Genomic DNA, 17,402 nt, shown 5'->3' with positions numbered 1-17,402 from the left:
CGCTAACCCGCAGGTGGCTCCCTCAACACGTAACCCACGCTGCGCAGCGTGTGAATGAGCCGCGGCTCGACGTCGTCCACCTTGCGCCGCAGGTACGACACGTACGACTCGACCACGCCCGCGTCGCCGCCGAAGTCGTAGTTCCACACGTGGTCGAGGATCTGCGCCTTCGACAGCACCCGACCCGCGTTGATCATGAAGTAGTGCAGCAGCTTGAACTCGGTCGGCGACAGGCGTACCTGCCGCCCTGCCCGCCACACCTCGCGCGTCTCCTCGTCCAGCTCCAGGTCGGCCACCTTGAGCTTGCTGACCGGCGCGGCGTCGCCCCGGGTGCGGCGCAGCACCGCGCGGATCCTGGCCTGCACCTCTTCCAGGCTGAACGGCTTGGTCACGTAGTCGTCGCCGACGCGCAGCCCGGCGATCTTGTCCTCGGTGGCGTCGCGGGCGGTGAGGAACAGCACGGGCGCGTCGATGCGCTTGGCCACCTCGAACCCGTCGAGGTCGGGCAGCATGACGTCGAGCACCACGAGGTCGGGCGAGGCGCGTACGGCGACCTCGACGGCCTCCTCGCCGTCGGCGGCGGTCAGCACCTCGAACCCGGAGAAGCGCAGGCTGGCGGCGAGCAGGTCCCTGATGCTGGGCTCGTCGTCCACGACCATGATCAACGCCTCGGCATTCGTCACCTACTTAGAGTGACGCAGCATTCTGAGGGTTAGCTGAACGCTCACTCCAAGGCGAGTGGGAGTTCGACGCGGAAGGTGGAGCCGGCCTTGGGCGAGCTCTGCACGGTGACGGTGCCGTCGTGGGCCTCGACGAGGGCCTGCACGATGGCCAGGCCCAGGCCGCTGCCGCGGTCCTCGGCGGAGCGGCGGCGCGAGCGGGCGGAGTCGGCCCGGTAGAAGCGCTCGAAGACGTGCTCGACCTGCTCGGGCGTGAGTCCTGGGCCACTGTCGACGACCTCGACGAACACCTTGTCGGCGGTGCCGCCGGCCCGCACCACGATCGGGGAGCCCGGCTCGGTGTGCACGATGGCGTTGGTGACGAGGTTGCTGATGACCTGGCGCAGCCGCACCTCGTCGCCGGAGACGATGAGCGCCGCACCGCCGACCACGTCCAGCTTGATCTCCCGGTCGGGGGCGAGGATCCGGGCATCCTGTACGGCGTCCGCCGCCAGCGCCAGCATGTCCACCGGCTGCATGCGCAGCGGACGCTGCTGGTCCACCCTGGCGAGCAGCAGCAGGTCGTCCACCAGCAGGCTCATCCTGGCCGCCGCCTTCTCCACGCGCTGCATCAGCTCGGCGGAGTCGGCCTGCGGGTTCTGCCTGGCGTACTCGGCGAAACCGCGGATCGAGGTGAGCGGGGTGCGCAGCTCGTGGGAGGCGTCGCCGACGAACTGCCGCATGCGGTCCTCCGAGCGGCGGGCCGCGGCCTCGGAGGCCGACCTGGCGGCGAACGCGGCCTCGATCTGGGCCAGCATGCCGTTGAGCGACCTGGCCAGGCCGCCCACCTCGGTGCGGGGGTCGCCGTCGGGCACCCTGCGGCCCAGCTCGCCGCCCGCGATGGCCTCGGCCGTACGCTCGATCTCGGCCAGCGGACGCATGCTGCGCCGCACGATCGTGACGCCGGCGACCGCCAGGATGAGCAGGATCCCGCCACCGCCGCACAGCTCGATGAGCACGAGCCTGCGGGTGATGGCGTCCACCTCTTCCAGGTCGACCGCGACGACGAGCGTGCGCCACGGCCCCTCGGTCTCCAGCACCCGCCACTCGCCGTCGCCGCTCACGGCGGGCGCGGTGTAGGGCTCGTGGCCCGGCCTGGCCGCGAGCACGGGCTTCGGCTTGGCGTCCACGTCGCGGTCGTTCAGCATGGGGACGAACTCGCCGCCCCGCTCCTTGACCAGCGCGATCGCGTCGGACTCGATGAGGATCGGCCGCTCGGGCGTCTCCCTGTCCTTACGCCAGTCGCTCCTGACCTTCTTCTCCATGCGCGCGCTGAGCAGGTGGAGCTGGCTGTCCACCCGGTCGATCAGGTAGCCGTGCAGGACGGAGACGCTCACCAGGCCGATGAAGAACATGCCGAGGCCGAGCAGCGCCAGCATCGACGCGATGAGCTTGATCCGCAGCGGCAGACCGCGCATCAGCTGCCCGGCGGCAGGCGCATGACGTATCCGACGCCGCGCAGGGTGTGGATGAGCCTGGGGCTCCGGTTGTCGATCTTGCGGCGCAGCACGGACACGTACGACTCGACGATCCCCACCTCGCCGCGGAAGTCGTAGTCCCACACGTGGTCGAGGATCTGCGGCTTGGACAGGACGCGACCCGCGTTCGTCATGAAGTAGCGCAGGAGCTTGAACTCGGTGGGCGACAGCGCGACGGCGGTGCCGCCGCGCCACACCTCGTGGCTCTCCTCGTCCAGCTCGATGTCGGCGAACGTCAGCCTGGGCGGGGCCGCCTGCGCGTCACCGCTCGTACGGCGCAGCACGGCGTGGATCCTGGCGACCACCTCCTCCAGGCTGAACGGCTTGGTCACGTAGTCGTCGCCGCCGATCGTGAGACCGCGGATCTTGTCCTCGGTCTCGTCGCGCGCGGTCAGGAACACCACCGGCGTGTGCATCCCGCCGCCGCGCATCCGCTTGACGATCTCGAAACCGTCCAGGTCGGGCAGCATGACGTCGAGCACCACGAGGTCGGGGCGGTGGCGTTGGACGGCGGCGACGGCGTCGAGTCCGCTCTTAGCCGTGGTCACGTCGAAACCCGCGAACCTCAGGCTCGCGGCGAGGAGTTCGAGGATGTTCGGGTCGTCCTCGACTATCAGCAGGCGTGATTCCATCACATCCAAGGATGCCCTCATCGGACGAGTGCTGGGACAATTCCGGCAATGTGCCGGGCGATCGCCAGGCTCGACGTGGCCGCGGGTGAGGGCGCGTTGCGGACCAGGACGACCTTGCCGTGCACGTCCACGACGAAGTCGTCCACCAGGCGGCCGTTTCTGGCGACGGCCTGGGCGCGGACGCCGCCCGGAGCTCTCTCCAGGTCATCGGCGGTCAGCTCGGGTACGTAGCGGCGGGCGGCTTCGAAGAACGCGCCCTTGACGAGCGAGCCGTAGATCTCCTTGATGCCGGTACGCCAGTGGGCCCTGGCCATGCGCAGCGTCCCCGGCCACCCCAAGATTTGCCGAAAATTGCCGAGATTTCGCCACTTGTAGCCTTCGTAGGCGAGCGCCAGCACCGCGTTCGGCCCCACCAGCACGCCCCCGTCGATCCGCCGCGTCAGATGCACGCCCAGGAACGGATAGCGCGGGTCGGGCACCGGGTAGATCAGGCCGCGCACGAGGCCGGCTGCGGCGCCCTTGAGCGCGTAGTACTCGCCCCTGAACGGCACGATCCGCACCTCGCCCGGCGCGCCCGCCATCTCGGCCACCGCGTCGGTGCCCAGACCGGCGCAGACCACCAGGCGGTCGAAGGCCAGCCGCTGCCGCCCGGCCACCACCTCCACCTTGCCCGCGCGTTCCCTGATGGCCCTGACGGGGGCGGACAGGCGTACCGAGCCGCCCAGCTCGGCCACGTCCTGGGCGAGCCGGCGCGCGACGGCGGGGAAGTCGCAGATCGCGGTGCGCGGCGAGTGGATCGCGCCGACGCCGACCGCGTGCGGCTCGATCTCGCGCAGCCCGAGCCCGTCCAGCTCGGCGACGTCCGGCACGCCGTTGGCGCGCGCCCGCTGGGCCAGCGCCGCGAGCAGCGGCCGCTCGGCACGGGTGCTCGCCACCACGAGCTTGCCGACCTCCTCGTACGGCAGCCCGTGCCCGGAGCAGTACTCCTTGAGCAGCGCCACGCCCTCCCTGCAGAGCCGCGCCTTGAGCGAGCCCGGCGGGTAGTAGATGCCCGCGTGCACGACGCCGCTGTTGTGGCCGGTCTGGTGGGCCCCGACGCGGTCCTCCTTCTCCAGCACGGTCACCTCGGCGCCTCTGGTGCCGGCCAGCTCGCGCGCCACCGCCAGCCCGACGATGCCCGCGCCCACGACTCCGATCTTCTCCGTCACACGCCGATTGTCCGACTTACCGCCCGTCGCCGCCATATCCGGCTGGTCCGGGACCGCGCCGGGGCGCCCTCCCACCCTTAATCGAACTTCAGTACGATTGGCGGTATGTACGTCCCGCCAGAGTGGCCCGCCGAGGTCCGCCCGCCCAGCGTGCCCGACTGGGAGACCTCGGCCGTGGCCTGGCTGCTCGATGCGGTGCCGCCGGACTATCGGGCGTACGAGGTGCTCAGACGGCACCCCGTGGCGCTGGCCGCGATGGCCCGCCACCACGTGAAGTCCGCCGTCGAGGCCGCCCGCGCCGGCGACCGCGCCGCCGCCGTCGACCTGAAGGGCCACCTGCCGCCGCACGCCATCGAGGCCGTGCTCGACACCTACCGCGAGGAGGGGCCGCGGCTGGTGCGGCTGTCGCGCTCGATCGAGGTGGTCGAGCGCGCGCTGAGAGGCGACATGTTCACCGCCACCATGCGCCCCGAAGGCCGCGCTCACCGTCCCCGACCGGCACCGACCGGCCGCGACCGGACCGGACCCAACCGGCCCGACCAGCCCTGACCGGACCCAACCGGCCCGACCAGCCCTGACCGGTCCTGAGCGGCCCGACTGGCCAGCCTGTCCAACCCCGACCCGGCCTGACCAGCCTGCCCTGCCTCTGATCGGCCCTGACGGGCGCTGACGAGCGCAGACGCGGGCGCGCTCGCGAGCACCGGCAAAGCCGCGAGTGCCAGCAAAAGCCGCGTGCACTGGCAAAAGCTCGCGGGCACCGGTGAAAGCCCACAGACCCGGCGGCGGTTCAGCGGGTGCGGCGGGCCAGGAACGTGATCACGCTGATCGCGATGGCCGCGGCGGCCAGCCAGATGAGCACGTCCCTGCCGGTCAGCCCGCCCGACGAGTCCGCGGGCGCCGCCTGTGGGCTCTCACCGTCACCGCCCCCGTCCTTCGATGACGTCTCCGACGGGGTCGGCGTCGGTGTGGGTGAGGGCTCGGCGGAGCTCGGGAGCGGCACCCGATAGACCGGGCTGCGCGGCCCCTCGCTGCCGGTGAGCAGCGCCTTGCCGTCGGCCGTGTACGCGATCGACTCGGCCTGCTTCAGATCCGGCATCGTCACCCTGGCCAGCACCTCGCCATTGGGCTTGTAGAGGGTGGCGGAGAAGTAGGTGCGCACGACGTACGACGACCCGTCGGGCGCGTACGCGGCGTCCGTGGCCATGATGGGCGCGGAGGCGACCCGGCGCAGCACGTTGACCCGGTCGCTGCGCAGCTTCTTCGGCGCGGCGTAGACCGACCCGGCGAACTCCTTGGACACGACGTACAGCCGCCCGGTCTTCGGGTGCACCATGATGCCCTCGGCGTTGCGCGCCCCGTCGGCGTAGCGGAGGCGGTAACGGACGGCGGGCAGCGTGGCGTCGGCGAGAGTGCGCGGCTCGGCCACCTTGTAGACGGAGACGTCGGGCCACGCGCCGTCGAGGTTGTCGCCGATGTCGGCGAACCAGAGCACGCCGCGACCGGTCGCCGGGTCCTTGCTCGCGGCCATGGCCTCCCAGTCGCGGGCCTCGGCGCCACGGAGATGGAAAGTGGCGAGCGTGCGCCCCTTGCCGTCCACCGCGTAGAAGACGGGGGCGGCTGAGCTGTCGTTGTGGGTGTAGTAGACGCCGTCGTGGGTCGGCGACACGGCCAGGCCGCTGGACTCCGTGATGCGTTCGTCCCGGAAGGTGAACAGCTTCTCCATGCCGTCATCGCCGGGCGCCGCGAGCGCGGGCGCGGCGGGCAGCAGGCACACGGCCGCGACGACGGCGAGCATCCTGATCACGAAGTCCCCCACGCTCGCCATCATGCACCACAAGCCGGGCATCCCGGCCCAACGCCGCGCTCAGACGGTCACGGCCGCGCCGACCCTGGCGCTGTGCCGGTGGAAGCCCAGCCCCTGCAGCACCACCAGCAGCGCGTTGGCCGCCGTCATGGCCGTCCACAGCCCGGTGATGCCCCAGGTCCGCGCCACGGGCACGACGGAGAGGAGCAGCAGCCCGTACGCCACCGCGAAGGAGCCCAGGCTGGACGACGACCGCTTGAGCGCCGTGAGACCGAAGCCGCGCACCGCCTGGGCGGCGTCGAGCGCCGCCGAGAGCAGCATGAGCGGCAGCAGCCCGAGCACCCGGTCGCGCACGGCCGGATCGTCGGTGAACAGCGCCGTCAGCGGCCCGCCCGCCATAAGCAGCAGCGCCGCCATCACGAGCGTCCCCGACACGGCGAGCAGCGCGGCGACCCGCCCGGCCCGCCGCGCGCCGGCGGTGTCGGTGGCGCGGGCGATCTCCGGCACCGCGGCCTGCGCGATGGCCAGCGACATCATCATGATCAGGCTGGTCAGCGTGGTCAGCACGGCGTGGGCGGCGGTGTCGCGGGGGCTCGTGGTGCCGGCCGCGAACGTCACCGCGCCCAGCACCGCGAACTTGATGAGCACGGTGGCGGCCAGCGGGATGCTGACCCGCGCCAGCTTGGCGATCTCGCGCGGCCGCGGCCGGCTCTGTCCGATCGGGCGGCCCACGGCCAGCCGTACGTTGAGCGCCCCCACCAGCGCCGACACCACGCCGCCCGTCAGCCAGGCGATGCCCGCCCCGGTCAGCCCCATCGACGGCACGAGCAGCGCGGTGAGCCCGCCCTGCACCAGGCCGAAGCCGAGGGTGGGCCAGAGCATGTTACGGCTGCGGCCGAGCGCGACCAGGATGGTGCCCGCGCCGCCGGTGGAGGCGAAGAGCAGCACGTACCCCGCAAGGAACCAGGGCAGCAGCCCCATCTCGGCCACCACCTGGCCGGGCACCCCGGTGGCCGTGGCGAGCAGCGGCACGCATAAGACGGCGAGCGCGCCCATCGTGCCGACCGACAGGCTGAGCCAGCGCGCGTCGCGGATCACCGGAACGGCGGACGCGGGGTCGTCGCGGAAGGGCGCGACGAACGGCCCGAGCCCGCGCAGCGCCCCCGTCACGGCCGAGGAGGCCGGGTTGAGCACGGCCGTGACCACCGCGTACGCGGCCAGCGTCACCGTGTCGTGCTGCCCGAGCACCGAGGTGACCAGCAGCGAGCCGATCATTCCGGCGATCATCGCCAGACAGATCGGCACGGCCGAACGCAGGAGGGTGATCGCTAAGGAAGGGGACGGCCGCCGGATGCCGTCGCGCCGGAAATCACCCGAGAAATGGTATGGCCTGGAGTGCACTCCAGGTCTTTAGGGTTGTGAGCCATGGATTACGTCAACCTCGGACGCAGCGGACTCCTGGTGAGCCCGCTCTGCCTCGGCACCATGAACTTCGGCCCGCGGACGACGGAGGAGGACTCCTTCGCCATCATGGACCGGGCCCACGAGCTGGGGATCAACTTCTTCGACACGGCCAACGTCTACGGCGGTGTCAAGGGCGAGGGCATCACCGAGACCATCCTGGGCAAGTGGTTCGCCAAGGGCGGGGGCCGCAGGGAGCGTACGGTCATCGCGACCAAGGTCTACGGCGACATGGGCGACTGGCCCAACGAGCGCCGGCTGTCGGCGCTCAACATCCGCCGGGCGTGCGACGCCTCGCTGAAGCGGATGCAGACCGACTACATCGACATCTACCAGGCACACCACGTCGACAGGCTGACCCCGTTCGAGGAGTTCTGGGAGGCCATGGAGGTCCTGCGGCAGCAGGGCAAGATCATTTACGTGGGTTCGTCGAACTTCGCCGGCTGGCACCTCGCCAAGGCGCAGGAGACGGCGGCCCGCCGCAACTTCATGGGCCTGATCAGCGAGCAGACCCACTACAACCTGCTGACCCGCGCGCCGGAGCTGGAGGTGCTGCCCGCGGCCGAGGACTACGGCCTCGGCGTGATCCCGTGGAGCCCGCTGGCCGGCGGCCTGCTCGGCGGCGTGCTGCGCAAGATCGACAAGGGCCGCTCGGCCGCCGACAACATGGTCAAGCAGCTCGAGAAGCACCGCGACAAGATCGAGCAGTACGAGAAGTTCTGCGACGAGCTGGGCGAGCACCCGGCCAACGTGGCGCTGGCCTGGCTGCTCAAGCAGCGCGCGGTCGCCGCGCCGATCATCGGCCCGCGCACGATGGAGCAGCTTGAGGGCAGCCTGCGCGCCCTGGAGATCGAGCTGGACGAGGCCGCGCTGGCCCGCCTGGACGAGATCTTCCCGGGCCACCGCACCGCCCCGGAGGACTACGCCTGGTAAGCCGGCCGCGTCTTGAGGTGTGACCGTTCGCCGGCCGCCCGCCCTGGGCGGTCGGCGACGCGGCCCATCATCAGGCACGCACGCCGGCGAGCCGGGCGGTCAGGCCAGCACGGCTCCGACGATCACGATCAGCAGCAGCAGGCCCAGAACGACGGGCAGCAACCAGGGGCGAGGACGGTCCACGCCCTGGAGCCTAGCCCCGCTCGGCGGGTGCCAGCGCCCATTCGGCGAGTGACTCGTACCTCATCGCGGGACCGGTGTGGCTGCGGACGAGCCGTACCCGCTCGGCCCGCCACCGCGACCCGCTGAACCCCGACAGCGCCTCGACCAGCGGCCGCAGATCGGTCTCCGTCTTGGCGCGGGCCAGCGTGAGATGCGGATGGAACCGTTTCTCGTCCGTCTGCGCGGCCCCGGCCCGCCGCGCGCCCGCCCTGACGGAGTCGGCCAGCCTGACCATCGAGTCGCCGGTGACGCCCGCCCAGAACACGCGTGCCCGGCGTGCGGACGAGAAGGCTCCGAATCCTTCGAAGGCCAGGTCGAGCGCGGAGTGGCGGCGTACGGCCCGGGCCAGGCGCACCTCCAGCTCCGGCAGCACCGCCTCGGGCACCTCGCCGAAGAAGCCGAGCGTGATGTGCCACAGCGCACGGTCAGGCCAGCGCAGGCCGGGCACCTGCCCGACGTAGGGGGCGATGGCGTCGGCGATCTCGTCCAGCACCGCATCGGGCGGCACCACCGCCGCGAACAACCTCATATCTCCTCATCCTGCCGAACCATCGGCGGCAGGAAAAAGGATCGTCCGCCTGCCGGGCCCGTCAGGAGAGGTCGAACTCCCCCTTGGACGCACCGTCCAGGAAGGCGCGCCACTCGTCCCGGGTGAAGGTCAGCACCGGCCCCTTCCCGCGGTCCTTCGTGTCACGCACGAGAACGCTGTCGTCGGCACGCCGCATCACCTCGACGCAGCTGCCACCGTTTCCTCCCGACGCCTTGGCCTTGGTCCACACGCCAACGGTCAGCCCGCCCGCATCAGCCATAGCTCGCCATCACCTCACGGATCGTCTCCCGGCTCTGATCGACCGGGTACGCGATGCTGGAAAGAATCTCCCACCGCACGATAAGGGCTTGCACGGTCTCGGCGCGACAAGTGACCCGCCCTTCCTCCGCGCTTTCCAAATAGGCGTGGTCCGCGCCGCCGTCCATGAGCGTCGCCACCTCGAACGCGCCGAGACAGCCCGTCGTCAGGCCCGCGGCCAGCGGCACGATGCGCACCTTGACGTACGGAGGACGCAGGACGTCGAGGATCTTGGCCAGCTGCGCCCGCATCACCTCCTTCCCGCCGACGGGGCGCCGCAGGACGCTCTCGTCGATGAGCGCGGAGTACAGCGGCGGGCGGGCGCGGGAGAAGACGGACTGCCGGTGCATCCGGAAGCGCACCGCCTGCCGCGTCTCCTCGTCGGTGGCCCCCGGCTCGCCCAGGAACACCCGCGTCGCGTAGCCCTCCGTCTGGAGCAGGCCGGGGATCAGCATCGGCTCCCACGTACGGATCGTGTGCGCCGACGTCTCGACCCTCGGCCACTCCCTGAACCACTTCGGGGCCATGGTCTGCCCCTGGATCACCGGCACCAGCTCCATGAGCTGGCCGTCCAGGCCGAGCGCCCGCTCGACCGCGCGCGTGTAGTCGCCGGTGGGCTTGCGCACGAGGCGCTCGACGTGGCCCACGGCGCTCTCGCTGTACGGCAGCAGGCTCGCCAGGCGCTCCTGGCTCAGGCCCCTGCCCAGCCGGAAGCTGCGCTGCCGCCTGGCGTACTCCCGCCACGCCTCTCTGCTCGGATCGTCCCCCTCTGGTGCCATATCGCGCTCCTTGGGTAATTCGGCGGATCGACACGCACCGTGCTCGGCTACTAACTGTACGGAAACTGTACGCCCGAATTCCGCCCCCAACCCGGCCGATGAAAGCCCATGCTGATGAGACCCCTCCAGCGCGCGCCGGATGGCGTGCGGCGGGAGAGCGTACGAGCCGGGATCGGCGTTGTACGCCTGACGGGCCGAGGTGACCATGCAGAGAGCGGTAGCAGCGAACTCGTACACCAGCGTGAAGGTCTGGCTCATCGACGACCTGGACGACCCGGGCCGGCTGCCGGCGCTGGCGCGGCGCGAGCTGCGCGAGTGGGTGCCGGACCATCCGGCGCTGGCGGATCTCCAGCTCGCCGCCTCCGAGCTGGTGGCCAACGCGCTGGAGCACGGAGGCGGCCCGTGGGTGCGGATGAGCCTGCTCCCCGTACAGGAGGAGGGCCGGCACTACTGGCGGCTCGCCGTCATCGACCCGGGCAGGAACGGAGATGTGCCGCTGCCGCGCACGCCGGGGCCCGAGGACACGCGGGGGCGTGGCCTATGGCTGGTGCACGGCCTGACGGGCGGCTGCTGGGGCACGGGCCTGACGCGGATAGGCGAACGCGTCGTCTGGGCCCTGTTCGCCCGCTGACGGCACTCAGCCGTACGGAAAGCCGTGTACTCAGCACGGAAAGCCGCGCACTCAGCCGTACGGATAGCCGTACGAAGAAGCAGCCGGGCGAAGAACAGCCGGGCAGAAGACCCGGGCAGAGGACAGCCGGGCAAAGAAAACGGGCGCCCGCGTACGGACGCCCGCCTCTCCCCACGTTCAGCACCCACGACGTGGGCTCATGACTCATGCCACCGCGAGCGCCGACCTCCCCACCCGAGCGGTGATCAGGCGGGTCATCAGCACCGCCAGGCCCGTGCCCACGAGGACCAGCACGCCGGAGAGCAGCACGCCCATCCGCGGGCCGCCCAGCTCGGACAGCCAGCCGATCAGCGGCGCGCCGAGCGGCGCCCCGCCGGTGAAGACGAGCATGTAGATGCCCATGACGCGGCCCCGCATGTCGGGCGAGGTGGCGATCTGCACGCTGGAGTTCGCGGCCGTGTTGATGGTGATCAACGCGATCCCGGTCGGCACCAGCAGCAGCAGGTAGATCGGGTAGAACGGCGCGACGGCCGTGGCGATCTGGAACAGCCCGAACCCGATCGCCCCCGCGAACAGCACCTTGCGGGTCAGCCTGGCCCGCCGCGCGGCCAGCAGGGCGCCGGCGAGCGCGCCGACCGCGAACATGCTGGAGGCCAGCCCGAACGAGGACGCACCCGCGCCGAACACCTCGCGCGCCATCAGCGCGATGGACATCGAGAACGACTGCGAGAACATCGACACGAACGCGATCAGCAGCACCGGCATGAGGATCTCCTCGTGCTGCAGCACGTACTTCAGGCCCTCGCGGAGCTGCCCCTTGGCCCGCGGCACGGGTTCGGACTCGTTCAGCTCGGACTTGCGCATGAAGACCAGGCTGGAGATCACGCCGCCGAACGTCAGCGCGTTGATCAGGAAGATCGGCCCGGTGCCGCCCAGCACGTAGATCAGCACACCGGCCAGAGCCGGGCCGACCACGCGCGCCAGGTTGAAGATGGAGCTGTTGAGCGCGATCGCGTTGGGCAGGTCCGTACGGCCGACCATCTCGACCACGAACGCCTGCCGGGTCGGCACCTCCACGCAGGAGATCATGCCGAGCAGGAACGCCATCACGTACACGTGCCACACCTGGGCGCTGCCGGTCATCGTCAGGATGCCGATGGTCAGCGCGAGCCCGGCCATGAGGGTCTGGGCCGTGATGAGGATGGGCCGCTTGGGGTAGCGGTCGGCGAGCACGCCGCCGAACATCCCGAACAGCAGCATCGGCAGGAACTGCAGGGCGGTGGCCGTGCCGAGCGCGGAGGCGCTGCCGTGCGTCAGGTCGAGGACGAGCCAGTCCTGGGCGGTGCGCTGCAGCCAGGTGCCCACGTTGGAGACCGCGCCCCCGGCTGCGAACATGCGGTAGTTGCGAACCCTGAGAGACCGGAACATTCCGGTCCTGGGTTCTTCAGGCTCTAGATCTTGCTGAGCTTCTCCAGAATCGGCGCCGCCTGTCTGAGCACGGCTCTCTCCTCCGGTGACAGCTCCTTCAGTCGTTGCGCCAGCCAGGCCTCCTTGCGCCGGCGCTCCTCCTTCAGCAGCTTCTGGGCGGGCTCGGTCACCGAGACGGTCACCTGCCGCCGGTCGGTCGGATGCGGGGTGCGCGAGACCAGGCCGCGCTCCTCGAGCGCGGCGATCACGCGCGTCATCGAGGGCGGCTGCACCTTCTCGAGCTCGGCCAATTCGCCGGGGGTTATCCCGGAATGCCGTTCCACTGCGGCGAGTGTCGCGAACTGGGTGGGCGTCAGTGAGTGCGCCGCCGCCTGTCGTCGGAGTCTTCGGTTCAGCCTGGCGAGTGAAACGCGCAGCGCTGAAGCGAGACCTGCGTCGCTGCGCAGGTCCATCTTTGGCTGGGTGTTGGTTAGCATGAGTCATTACCTTTGCTAACTATACGGCATGGCAAGATATTTCCTTGAGCAAAGACTCTTGCCCCCCTTGATACCCGAGAGCCGCCCCGCGTGCGCGAAGCGGCTCCCTGACCGGTCCTTCGGGTCCCCCGTACGGCCGGTTTCTCAGATGCCGAGCAGCGCCCTGATGGGCCCGATCGCGAAGTACAGGCCGAACAGCACGGCCACGACCCACAGCAGCGGATGCAGCTCGCGCGCCTTGCCGCGGACGATCTTGATCAGCACGTAGCTGATGAAGCCGGCGCCGATACCGTTCGACACCGAGTACGTGAACGGCATGATCACGACGGTGAGGAACGCCGGGATGGCGATCTCGAAGTCGTTCCAGTCGATGTCACGGACCGCGGTCATCATCATGAAGCCCACCAGCACCAGCGCCGGGGCGGCGGCCTCGTACGGCACGACCGTGACGAGCGGCGCGAAGAAGATGGCGATGAGGAAGAGCACGCCGGTGACCACGCTGGCCAGGCCGGTGCGCGCGCCCTCGGCGACACCCGCCGCCGACTCGATGTAGGTGGTGTTGGAGGAGACCGAGCCCGCGCCGCCGGCCGCCGCGCCGATCGAGTCGACGAGCAGGATCTGCTTGGTACGCGGCAGCGTCCCGTCCTCCTGCACCAGGCCCGCCTGGCGGCCGACGCCGACCATCGTGCCCATGGTGTCGAAGAAGTCGGTGATGAGCAGGGTGAACACGAACAGCCCCGCCAGCAGCACATCGATGCGTACGAAGCCGCCGAACGGGTCGAACTCGGTGAACAGCGTCAGCGGGTTGTGGAAGCCGAAGATCTCGTCGGGCACGGTGGGGCGGTTGAGCTGCCAGCCGCCGGGATTGTCGGGCGAGAACGACCCGGCCTTGGCGATCGCCTCCACGATGATCGCCAGGATCGTGGTGCCGACGATGCCGATGAGGATCGCGCCCTTGACCTTGCGGGCGACCATGGCGGCCGTGGCGAGCAGGCCGACGATGAAAACGAAGATCGGCCACGAGGTGAGGTTGCCGGCGATGCCCAGCTCCAGCGGCGTGCCCTCCGCCTTGCGGACGAACCCGGCGTCCACGAACCCGATGAGCGCGATGAACAGGCCGATGCCCACGCTGATCGCGGTCTTCAACGGGGCGGGGATGGCATGGAAGATCGCCGTCCTGAGCCCGGTCAGCACCAGGATCGTGATGATGATGCCCTCAAGGAAGACCAGGCCCATGGCCTCTTCCCAGGTCATCACCGAGGCGATGGTGAACGTCACGAAGGCGTTCAATCCGAGCCCGGCCGCCATGGCGAACGGCACCTTGCCGATGACGCCCATGAGAATCGACATCACACCGGCCACGAAGGCCGTGCCCGCGGCGACCAGCGCGATGTTGGGGGCGGAGCCGTCGCCGATGTACTCGCCGGTCACGTCCTTGCCGGTGCCGATGATCAGAGGGTTCAGCACGACGATGTACGCCATGGTGAAGAACGTGGCCAGACCGCCACGTATCTCCTGGGAGATCGTCGAGCCGCGTTCGGAGATCGCGAAGAAACGGTCGATTGCAGAACGAGTGTCACTCACGGGCGAAGAGTGGCAGTAGGTCGTGAGCTGCGAAAAGAGCCAGTGATGAGATCGAGACCCTATTGGAAGCTAGGCTGGATACGTGGACAAGCAGTGGCATCCCGACCCGCCGCCCATCAAAACGAACGACACGGCCGCCATCGCCGTCGGCACCGGCCTTTGGGCGCTCGCGCTGGTCGTCCTGCTGATCTTCCGCCCTGTGCCTGAGAACACGTGGTGGATCTGGACCTGCGTGACGGGCGTGGCCTTCGGCCTCTTCGGTATCTGGTTCGTCCGCCGCCCCGGCCGCAACTGACCCCCGGCCCCGGCACCCGCACCCCGCCCCACACAGCCGGCCGAGCCGGCACCCGCACCCCGCCCCACACAGCCGGCCGAGCCGGCACCCGCACCCCGCCCCACGCACGCCAACCCGCAGCGCCGACGCCCTTCCCTCGCCCCGCACTTCCACCCCCGTTCCCGTCGTAATCGCCCAACTGACAGCCATTCCTCCGGCCCTCCCCACCCCAACCACCCTCGGCCACCAGGGCGTCCCCCTGACCCCGTGGCGCGCCGACCGGGCGGCGGGGCACTGGAGCGGAGCGGCGAGGCGCTGAGACCGGACAGCACGGCAGGGCGGCGGGACGGCAAGACGGCAGAGCCTGGCGGCGAGGCGCCGGAGCAGGCGACGGGTGACCGACACGATGCGGTGGAGGGCGGCGGACGACGAGGGGGTTCTGACAGGGGTCCTCGGTGGGAGCTGACATTCGTCATCCCGGGCCGCTCGCCGAAGTCATCAGGAAGTGGTGTTATCACCCACTACATCGGCATATGCCCGCCAAATCATGCTGGACGGCATGAAGAAGCCCATCGTGACGCTCCTTCTGGGAGCTGCGTTCCTGACCGCCTGCGGCACCGGAGGCTCCACCACACCGCCCGCCACGACCCCGGCGACGAGCGACGGCCAGGCGGGCGCGATCGCCTGGGGCCCCTGCACCGACCTCATCGGCGCCGACGGCAAGCCCGCCACCCCCGGCCCCGGCGTCGAGTGCGGCAAGCTGCCGGTCCCCCTCGACCACGCCAAGCCGGACGGCGAGAAGATCGACCTCGCCCTCATCCGCGTCAAGGCCACCGGCGAGCGCCTCGGCTCGCTCGTGTTCAACTTCGGCGGCCCCGGCGCGTCGGGCGTGGACACCCTCGCCACCACCGCGCCCATATTCGCGGCGCTGGGCAACCGCTACGACCTGGTCAGCTTCGACCCGCGCGGCGTCGATCGCAGCGCCGGCGTACGCTGCGGCGACACCGTCGACGAATTCCTCTCCGCCGGCCCCAGCGCCGACCAGGACAAGCTCGCGGCGAAGTTCGCCGCCGCCTGCGAAAAGGACTCCAGCAAGGTCCTGCCGCACGTCGGCACCGTGAACGCCGCCAAGGACCTCGACCTGCTGCGGGCCGCGCTCGGCGACGACAAGCTCAACTACCTCGGCTTCTCCTACGGCACCCACCTCGGCGCCGTCTACGCCACCCACTTCCCCGGGAACGTCGGCCGCTTCGTGCTCGACGGCGCCTTCGACCCGACGGGGACGTTCGAGGAGCGGGCGGTCACCCAGGCGCGCGGGTTCGACGCGGCCTTCGAGGCGTTCGCCAAGGACTGCGTCGCCAAGGGCTGCGAGATCGGCGGCTCACCCGCCGAGGTCGAAAAGACCGTGGTGAACCTGCTCGAACAGCTCGAGACCAAGCCCATCAAGGTGGGCGAGCGCGAGCTGACGTACGGGCTGGCCCAGTTCGCCGTCATCACCCCGCTCTACGCCGAGCAGACCTGGCCGGTGCTCGAGCAGGCCGTGGCCGCCGCGCGCAAGGGCGACGCCTCCATACTGCTCTCGCTGGCCGACGCCTACACCGGGCGGCGCGCCGACGGGACGTACAACACGATGATGAGCAGCCTGCTCGCCATCAACTGCGCCGACACCAGCGAGCGGCCCACCCTCGCCGAGGCCGCGAAGCTCGACGCCCGCGTTCGCAAGATCTTCCCCATCCTGGCGACCGGCGGCTCCACCTCGGCGTGCGCCCACTGGCCGGTGGAGGGGGACGACGCGGCCAAGCGCATCGACGCCACCGGCTCGGCCCCCATCGTGGTCATCGGCGGCAAGGGCGACCCGGCCACGCCGTACGAGTGGGCGACGAAACTCACCGACCAGCTCAAGACGGGCGTCCTGGTCACGTACGAGGGCGAGGGCCACGGCGCCTACCTGAGCGGCAGCCAGTGCGTGGCGGGGCTGGTGAACGCGTACCTGGTGGACGGCAAGCTCCCCGCCTCCGGCACCACCTGCCCCGCCTGACGACCAGGCCGGCATCACGGCCCGCCCAGGCACAGCGGGGGCAGCCTGGGCGGGCCTTCCATGCCAAGCCGCTCGTCGTGACCGCTCAAGACGGGGCGGTAGGCGCCCGTCTGTGCCGCTCAGACAGGGCCGCTGCCAGAGCTCATGCGGGCGCGGAAGGCCGCCGCCTTGACGCGGCTCTGGCACGAGCGCGAGCAGAACTGGCGTACGGCGTTGCGTGAGGAGTCGACGTACACGCGGTCGCACGGCTCGGCCCGGCAGACTCCGAGCCGCCCGCCCAGGTCGCTGCCGATGGCCAGGGTGAGCGCGGAGGCGAAGCCCGCGCTCCAGCCGACGGAGATCGAGTCGTCGGCCCCGTGGAAGTGCACCTGCCAGGGCTCCCCCGGCGCCCGGTCGAGCTGCGGCCGGGCGCCGGTGCTGATGATGAGGGCGTTGACGACGGCGGCGGCATCGTCCTCCCTGCCGGCCTCCATGGCCTCGAAGACCCGCCGCACCTTGAGCGTGGTGCTCGCCAGGTAGAGCGCCTCGTCCATGGACACCGTCACCCCACCCGGCAGCACCTCCTCGATGGCCGCCGGGAGCGCATCGCCTCTAGGCGCGGTGTACGGCCTGCTGCCCTGGTGACCGTCGGTCAGCGCGTTGACGAGCCCGACCGCCGTGTCGAGCAGGATCGCCACATGACTATCGAACAGCACTTGACCAGTCACCTGTAAGCCCATAGCGTGCATCGGTAACTCACGTTATCACTTTCGATGGTCATCGCAGGGGGACACGCTCAGATGCCGCGCACCGTGTGGTGGCTGCTGCTCGCACGGGCTGTCAACCGGCTCGGAGCCTTCTCCGTAGGCTTCCTCACCGTCCTGCTCACCACCGGTTTCGGCACCGATC

The 17,402-nt window shown here is 70.4% G+C and carries 18 protein-coding genes; 5 read left to right on the top strand and 13 right to left on the bottom strand.

The window, feature by feature from the left end:
• Positions 1–2: 2 nt before the first annotated feature.
• The 4 genes from WBK31_RS38975 to lhgO form a co-directional block, all read right to left on the bottom strand.
• Positions 3–659 carry a response regulator transcription factor gene (locus WBK31_RS38975; protein ID WP_364068388.1) on the bottom strand — a complete coding sequence of 219 codons (657 nt, stop codon included), beginning with the start codon at positions 657–659 and terminating at the stop codon, positions 3–5.
• A gap of 65 nt (positions 660–724) precedes the next feature.
• Complete coding sequence (locus WBK31_RS38970) at positions 725–2,137, bottom strand: sensor histidine kinase (protein WP_406674021.1); 1,413 nt, start codon at positions 2,135–2,137, stop codon at positions 725–727.
• Positions 2,137–2,829 carry a response regulator transcription factor gene (locus WBK31_RS38965; RefSeq protein ID WP_364068254.1) on the bottom strand — a complete coding sequence of 231 codons (693 nt, stop codon included), beginning with the start codon at positions 2,827–2,829 and terminating at the stop codon, positions 2,137–2,139. The genes WBK31_RS38970 and WBK31_RS38965 overlap by 1 nt, the downstream gene beginning before the upstream one ends.
• A gap of 17 nt (positions 2,830–2,846) precedes the next feature.
• Positions 2,847–4,073 carry an L-2-hydroxyglutarate oxidase gene (gene lhgO, locus WBK31_RS38960; RefSeq protein ID WP_364068256.1) on the bottom strand — a complete coding sequence of 409 codons (1,227 nt, stop codon included), beginning with the start codon at positions 4,071–4,073 and terminating at the stop codon, positions 2,847–2,849.
• A 69-nt stretch (positions 4,074–4,142) separates the two neighbouring features.
• Here lhgO and WBK31_RS38955 point away from each other — a divergent pair, with 69 nt between their 5' ends.
• Positions 4,143–4,586 (top strand): hypothetical protein, encoded by a 444-nt coding sequence (locus tag WBK31_RS38955; RefSeq protein WP_406674020.1) that lies wholly within the window; start codon positions 4,143–4,145, stop codon positions 4,584–4,586.
• A 238-nt stretch (positions 4,587–4,824) separates the two neighbouring features.
• On the opposite strand, the gene WBK31_RS38950 is transcribed toward WBK31_RS38955, so the two are convergent.
• Positions 4,825–5,862 carry a hypothetical protein gene (locus WBK31_RS38950; RefSeq protein ID WP_406675562.1) on the bottom strand — a complete coding sequence of 346 codons (1,038 nt, stop codon included), beginning with the start codon at positions 5,860–5,862 and terminating at the stop codon, positions 4,825–4,827.
• A 39-nt stretch (positions 5,863–5,901) separates the two neighbouring features.
• A complete protein-coding gene (locus WBK31_RS38945; protein ID WP_364068262.1) occupies positions 5,902–7,146 on the bottom strand; it encodes an MATE family efflux transporter in 1,245 nt (414 codons plus the stop codon).
• Between the two features lie 120 nt (positions 7,147–7,266).
• On the opposite strand from WBK31_RS38945, the gene WBK31_RS38940 reads away from it, so the two are divergent.
• Positions 7,267–8,235: an aldo/keto reductase gene (locus WBK31_RS38940; RefSeq protein WP_364068263.1), complete on the top strand. Its 969-nt coding sequence runs from the start codon at positions 7,267–7,269 to the stop codon at positions 8,233–8,235.
• 193 nt (positions 8,236–8,428) lie between these two features.
• On the opposite strand, the gene thpR is transcribed toward WBK31_RS38940, so the two are convergent.
• The 3 genes from thpR to WBK31_RS38925 form a co-directional block, all read right to left on the bottom strand.
• Positions 8,429–8,986, bottom strand: coding sequence for an RNA 2',3'-cyclic phosphodiesterase (thpR, locus tag WBK31_RS38935; RefSeq protein ID WP_364068265.1), 558 nt, complete (start codon positions 8,984–8,986; stop codon positions 8,429–8,431).
• Between the two features lie 61 nt (positions 8,987–9,047).
• Positions 9,048–9,266: a DUF397 domain-containing protein gene (locus tag WBK31_RS38930; RefSeq protein WP_364068267.1), complete on the bottom strand. Its 219-nt coding sequence runs from the start codon at positions 9,264–9,266 to the stop codon at positions 9,048–9,050.
• A complete protein-coding gene (locus WBK31_RS38925) occupies positions 9,259–10,083 on the bottom strand; it encodes a Scr1 family TA system antitoxin-like transcriptional regulator (RefSeq protein WP_406674019.1) in 825 nt (274 codons plus the stop codon). Before WBK31_RS38925 ends, WBK31_RS38930 begins: the two co-directional genes overlap by 8 nt.
• A 205-nt stretch (positions 10,084–10,288) precedes the next feature.
• On the opposite strand from WBK31_RS38925, the gene WBK31_RS38920 reads away from it, so the two are divergent.
• Positions 10,289–10,714 carry an ATP-binding protein gene (locus WBK31_RS38920; protein WP_364068271.1) on the top strand — a complete coding sequence of 142 codons (426 nt, stop codon included), beginning with the start codon at positions 10,289–10,291 and terminating at the stop codon, positions 10,712–10,714.
• 204 nt (positions 10,715–10,918) lie between these two features.
• Here WBK31_RS38920 and WBK31_RS38915 read toward each other — a convergent pair whose 3' ends face one another.
• The 3 genes from WBK31_RS38915 to WBK31_RS38905 form a co-directional block, all read right to left on the bottom strand.
• On the bottom strand, positions 10,919–12,142 hold the full coding sequence (locus WBK31_RS38915) for an MFS transporter (protein WP_364068273.1): 1,224 nt from the start codon (positions 12,140–12,142) through the stop codon (positions 10,919–10,921).
• Positions 12,143–12,165: 23 nt separating this feature from the next.
• A complete protein-coding gene (locus WBK31_RS38910; protein ID WP_364068275.1) occupies positions 12,166–12,618 on the bottom strand; it encodes a MarR family transcriptional regulator in 453 nt (150 codons plus the stop codon).
• A gap of 144 nt (positions 12,619–12,762) precedes the next feature.
• On the bottom strand, positions 12,763–14,202 hold the full coding sequence (locus WBK31_RS38905; protein WP_406674018.1) for an NCS2 family permease: 1,440 nt from the start codon (positions 14,200–14,202) through the stop codon (positions 12,763–12,765).
• Positions 14,203–14,284: 82 nt separating this feature from the next.
• Here WBK31_RS38905 and WBK31_RS38900 point away from each other — a divergent pair, with 82 nt between their 5' ends.
• Complete coding sequence (locus WBK31_RS38900) at positions 14,285–14,497, top strand: DUF2530 domain-containing protein (RefSeq protein ID WP_364068279.1); 213 nt, start codon at positions 14,285–14,287, stop codon at positions 14,495–14,497.
• A 538-nt stretch (positions 14,498–15,035) separates the two neighbouring features.
• Complete coding sequence (locus WBK31_RS38895; protein ID WP_406674017.1) at positions 15,036–16,514, top strand: alpha/beta hydrolase; 1,479 nt, start codon at positions 15,036–15,038, stop codon at positions 16,512–16,514.
• 119 nt (positions 16,515–16,633) lie between these two features.
• Here the strand turns inward: WBK31_RS38895 and WBK31_RS38890 are convergent, their stop codons facing one another.
• Positions 16,634–17,209 (bottom strand): CGNR zinc finger domain-containing protein, encoded by a 576-nt coding sequence (locus tag WBK31_RS38890; RefSeq protein ID WP_378785482.1) that lies wholly within the window; start codon positions 17,207–17,209, stop codon positions 16,634–16,636.
• Positions 17,210–17,402 lie beyond the last annotated feature (193 nt).

Origin of the sequence: Nonomuraea sp. N2-4H (genome assembly GCF_045291505.1) — a bacterium.
In the GTDB taxonomy this organism is placed as follows: domain Bacteria; phylum Actinomycetota; class Actinomycetes; order Streptosporangiales; family Streptosporangiaceae; genus Nonomuraea; species Nonomuraea fastidiosa.
This window is presented reverse-complemented; position numbering and strand designations above follow the sequence as displayed.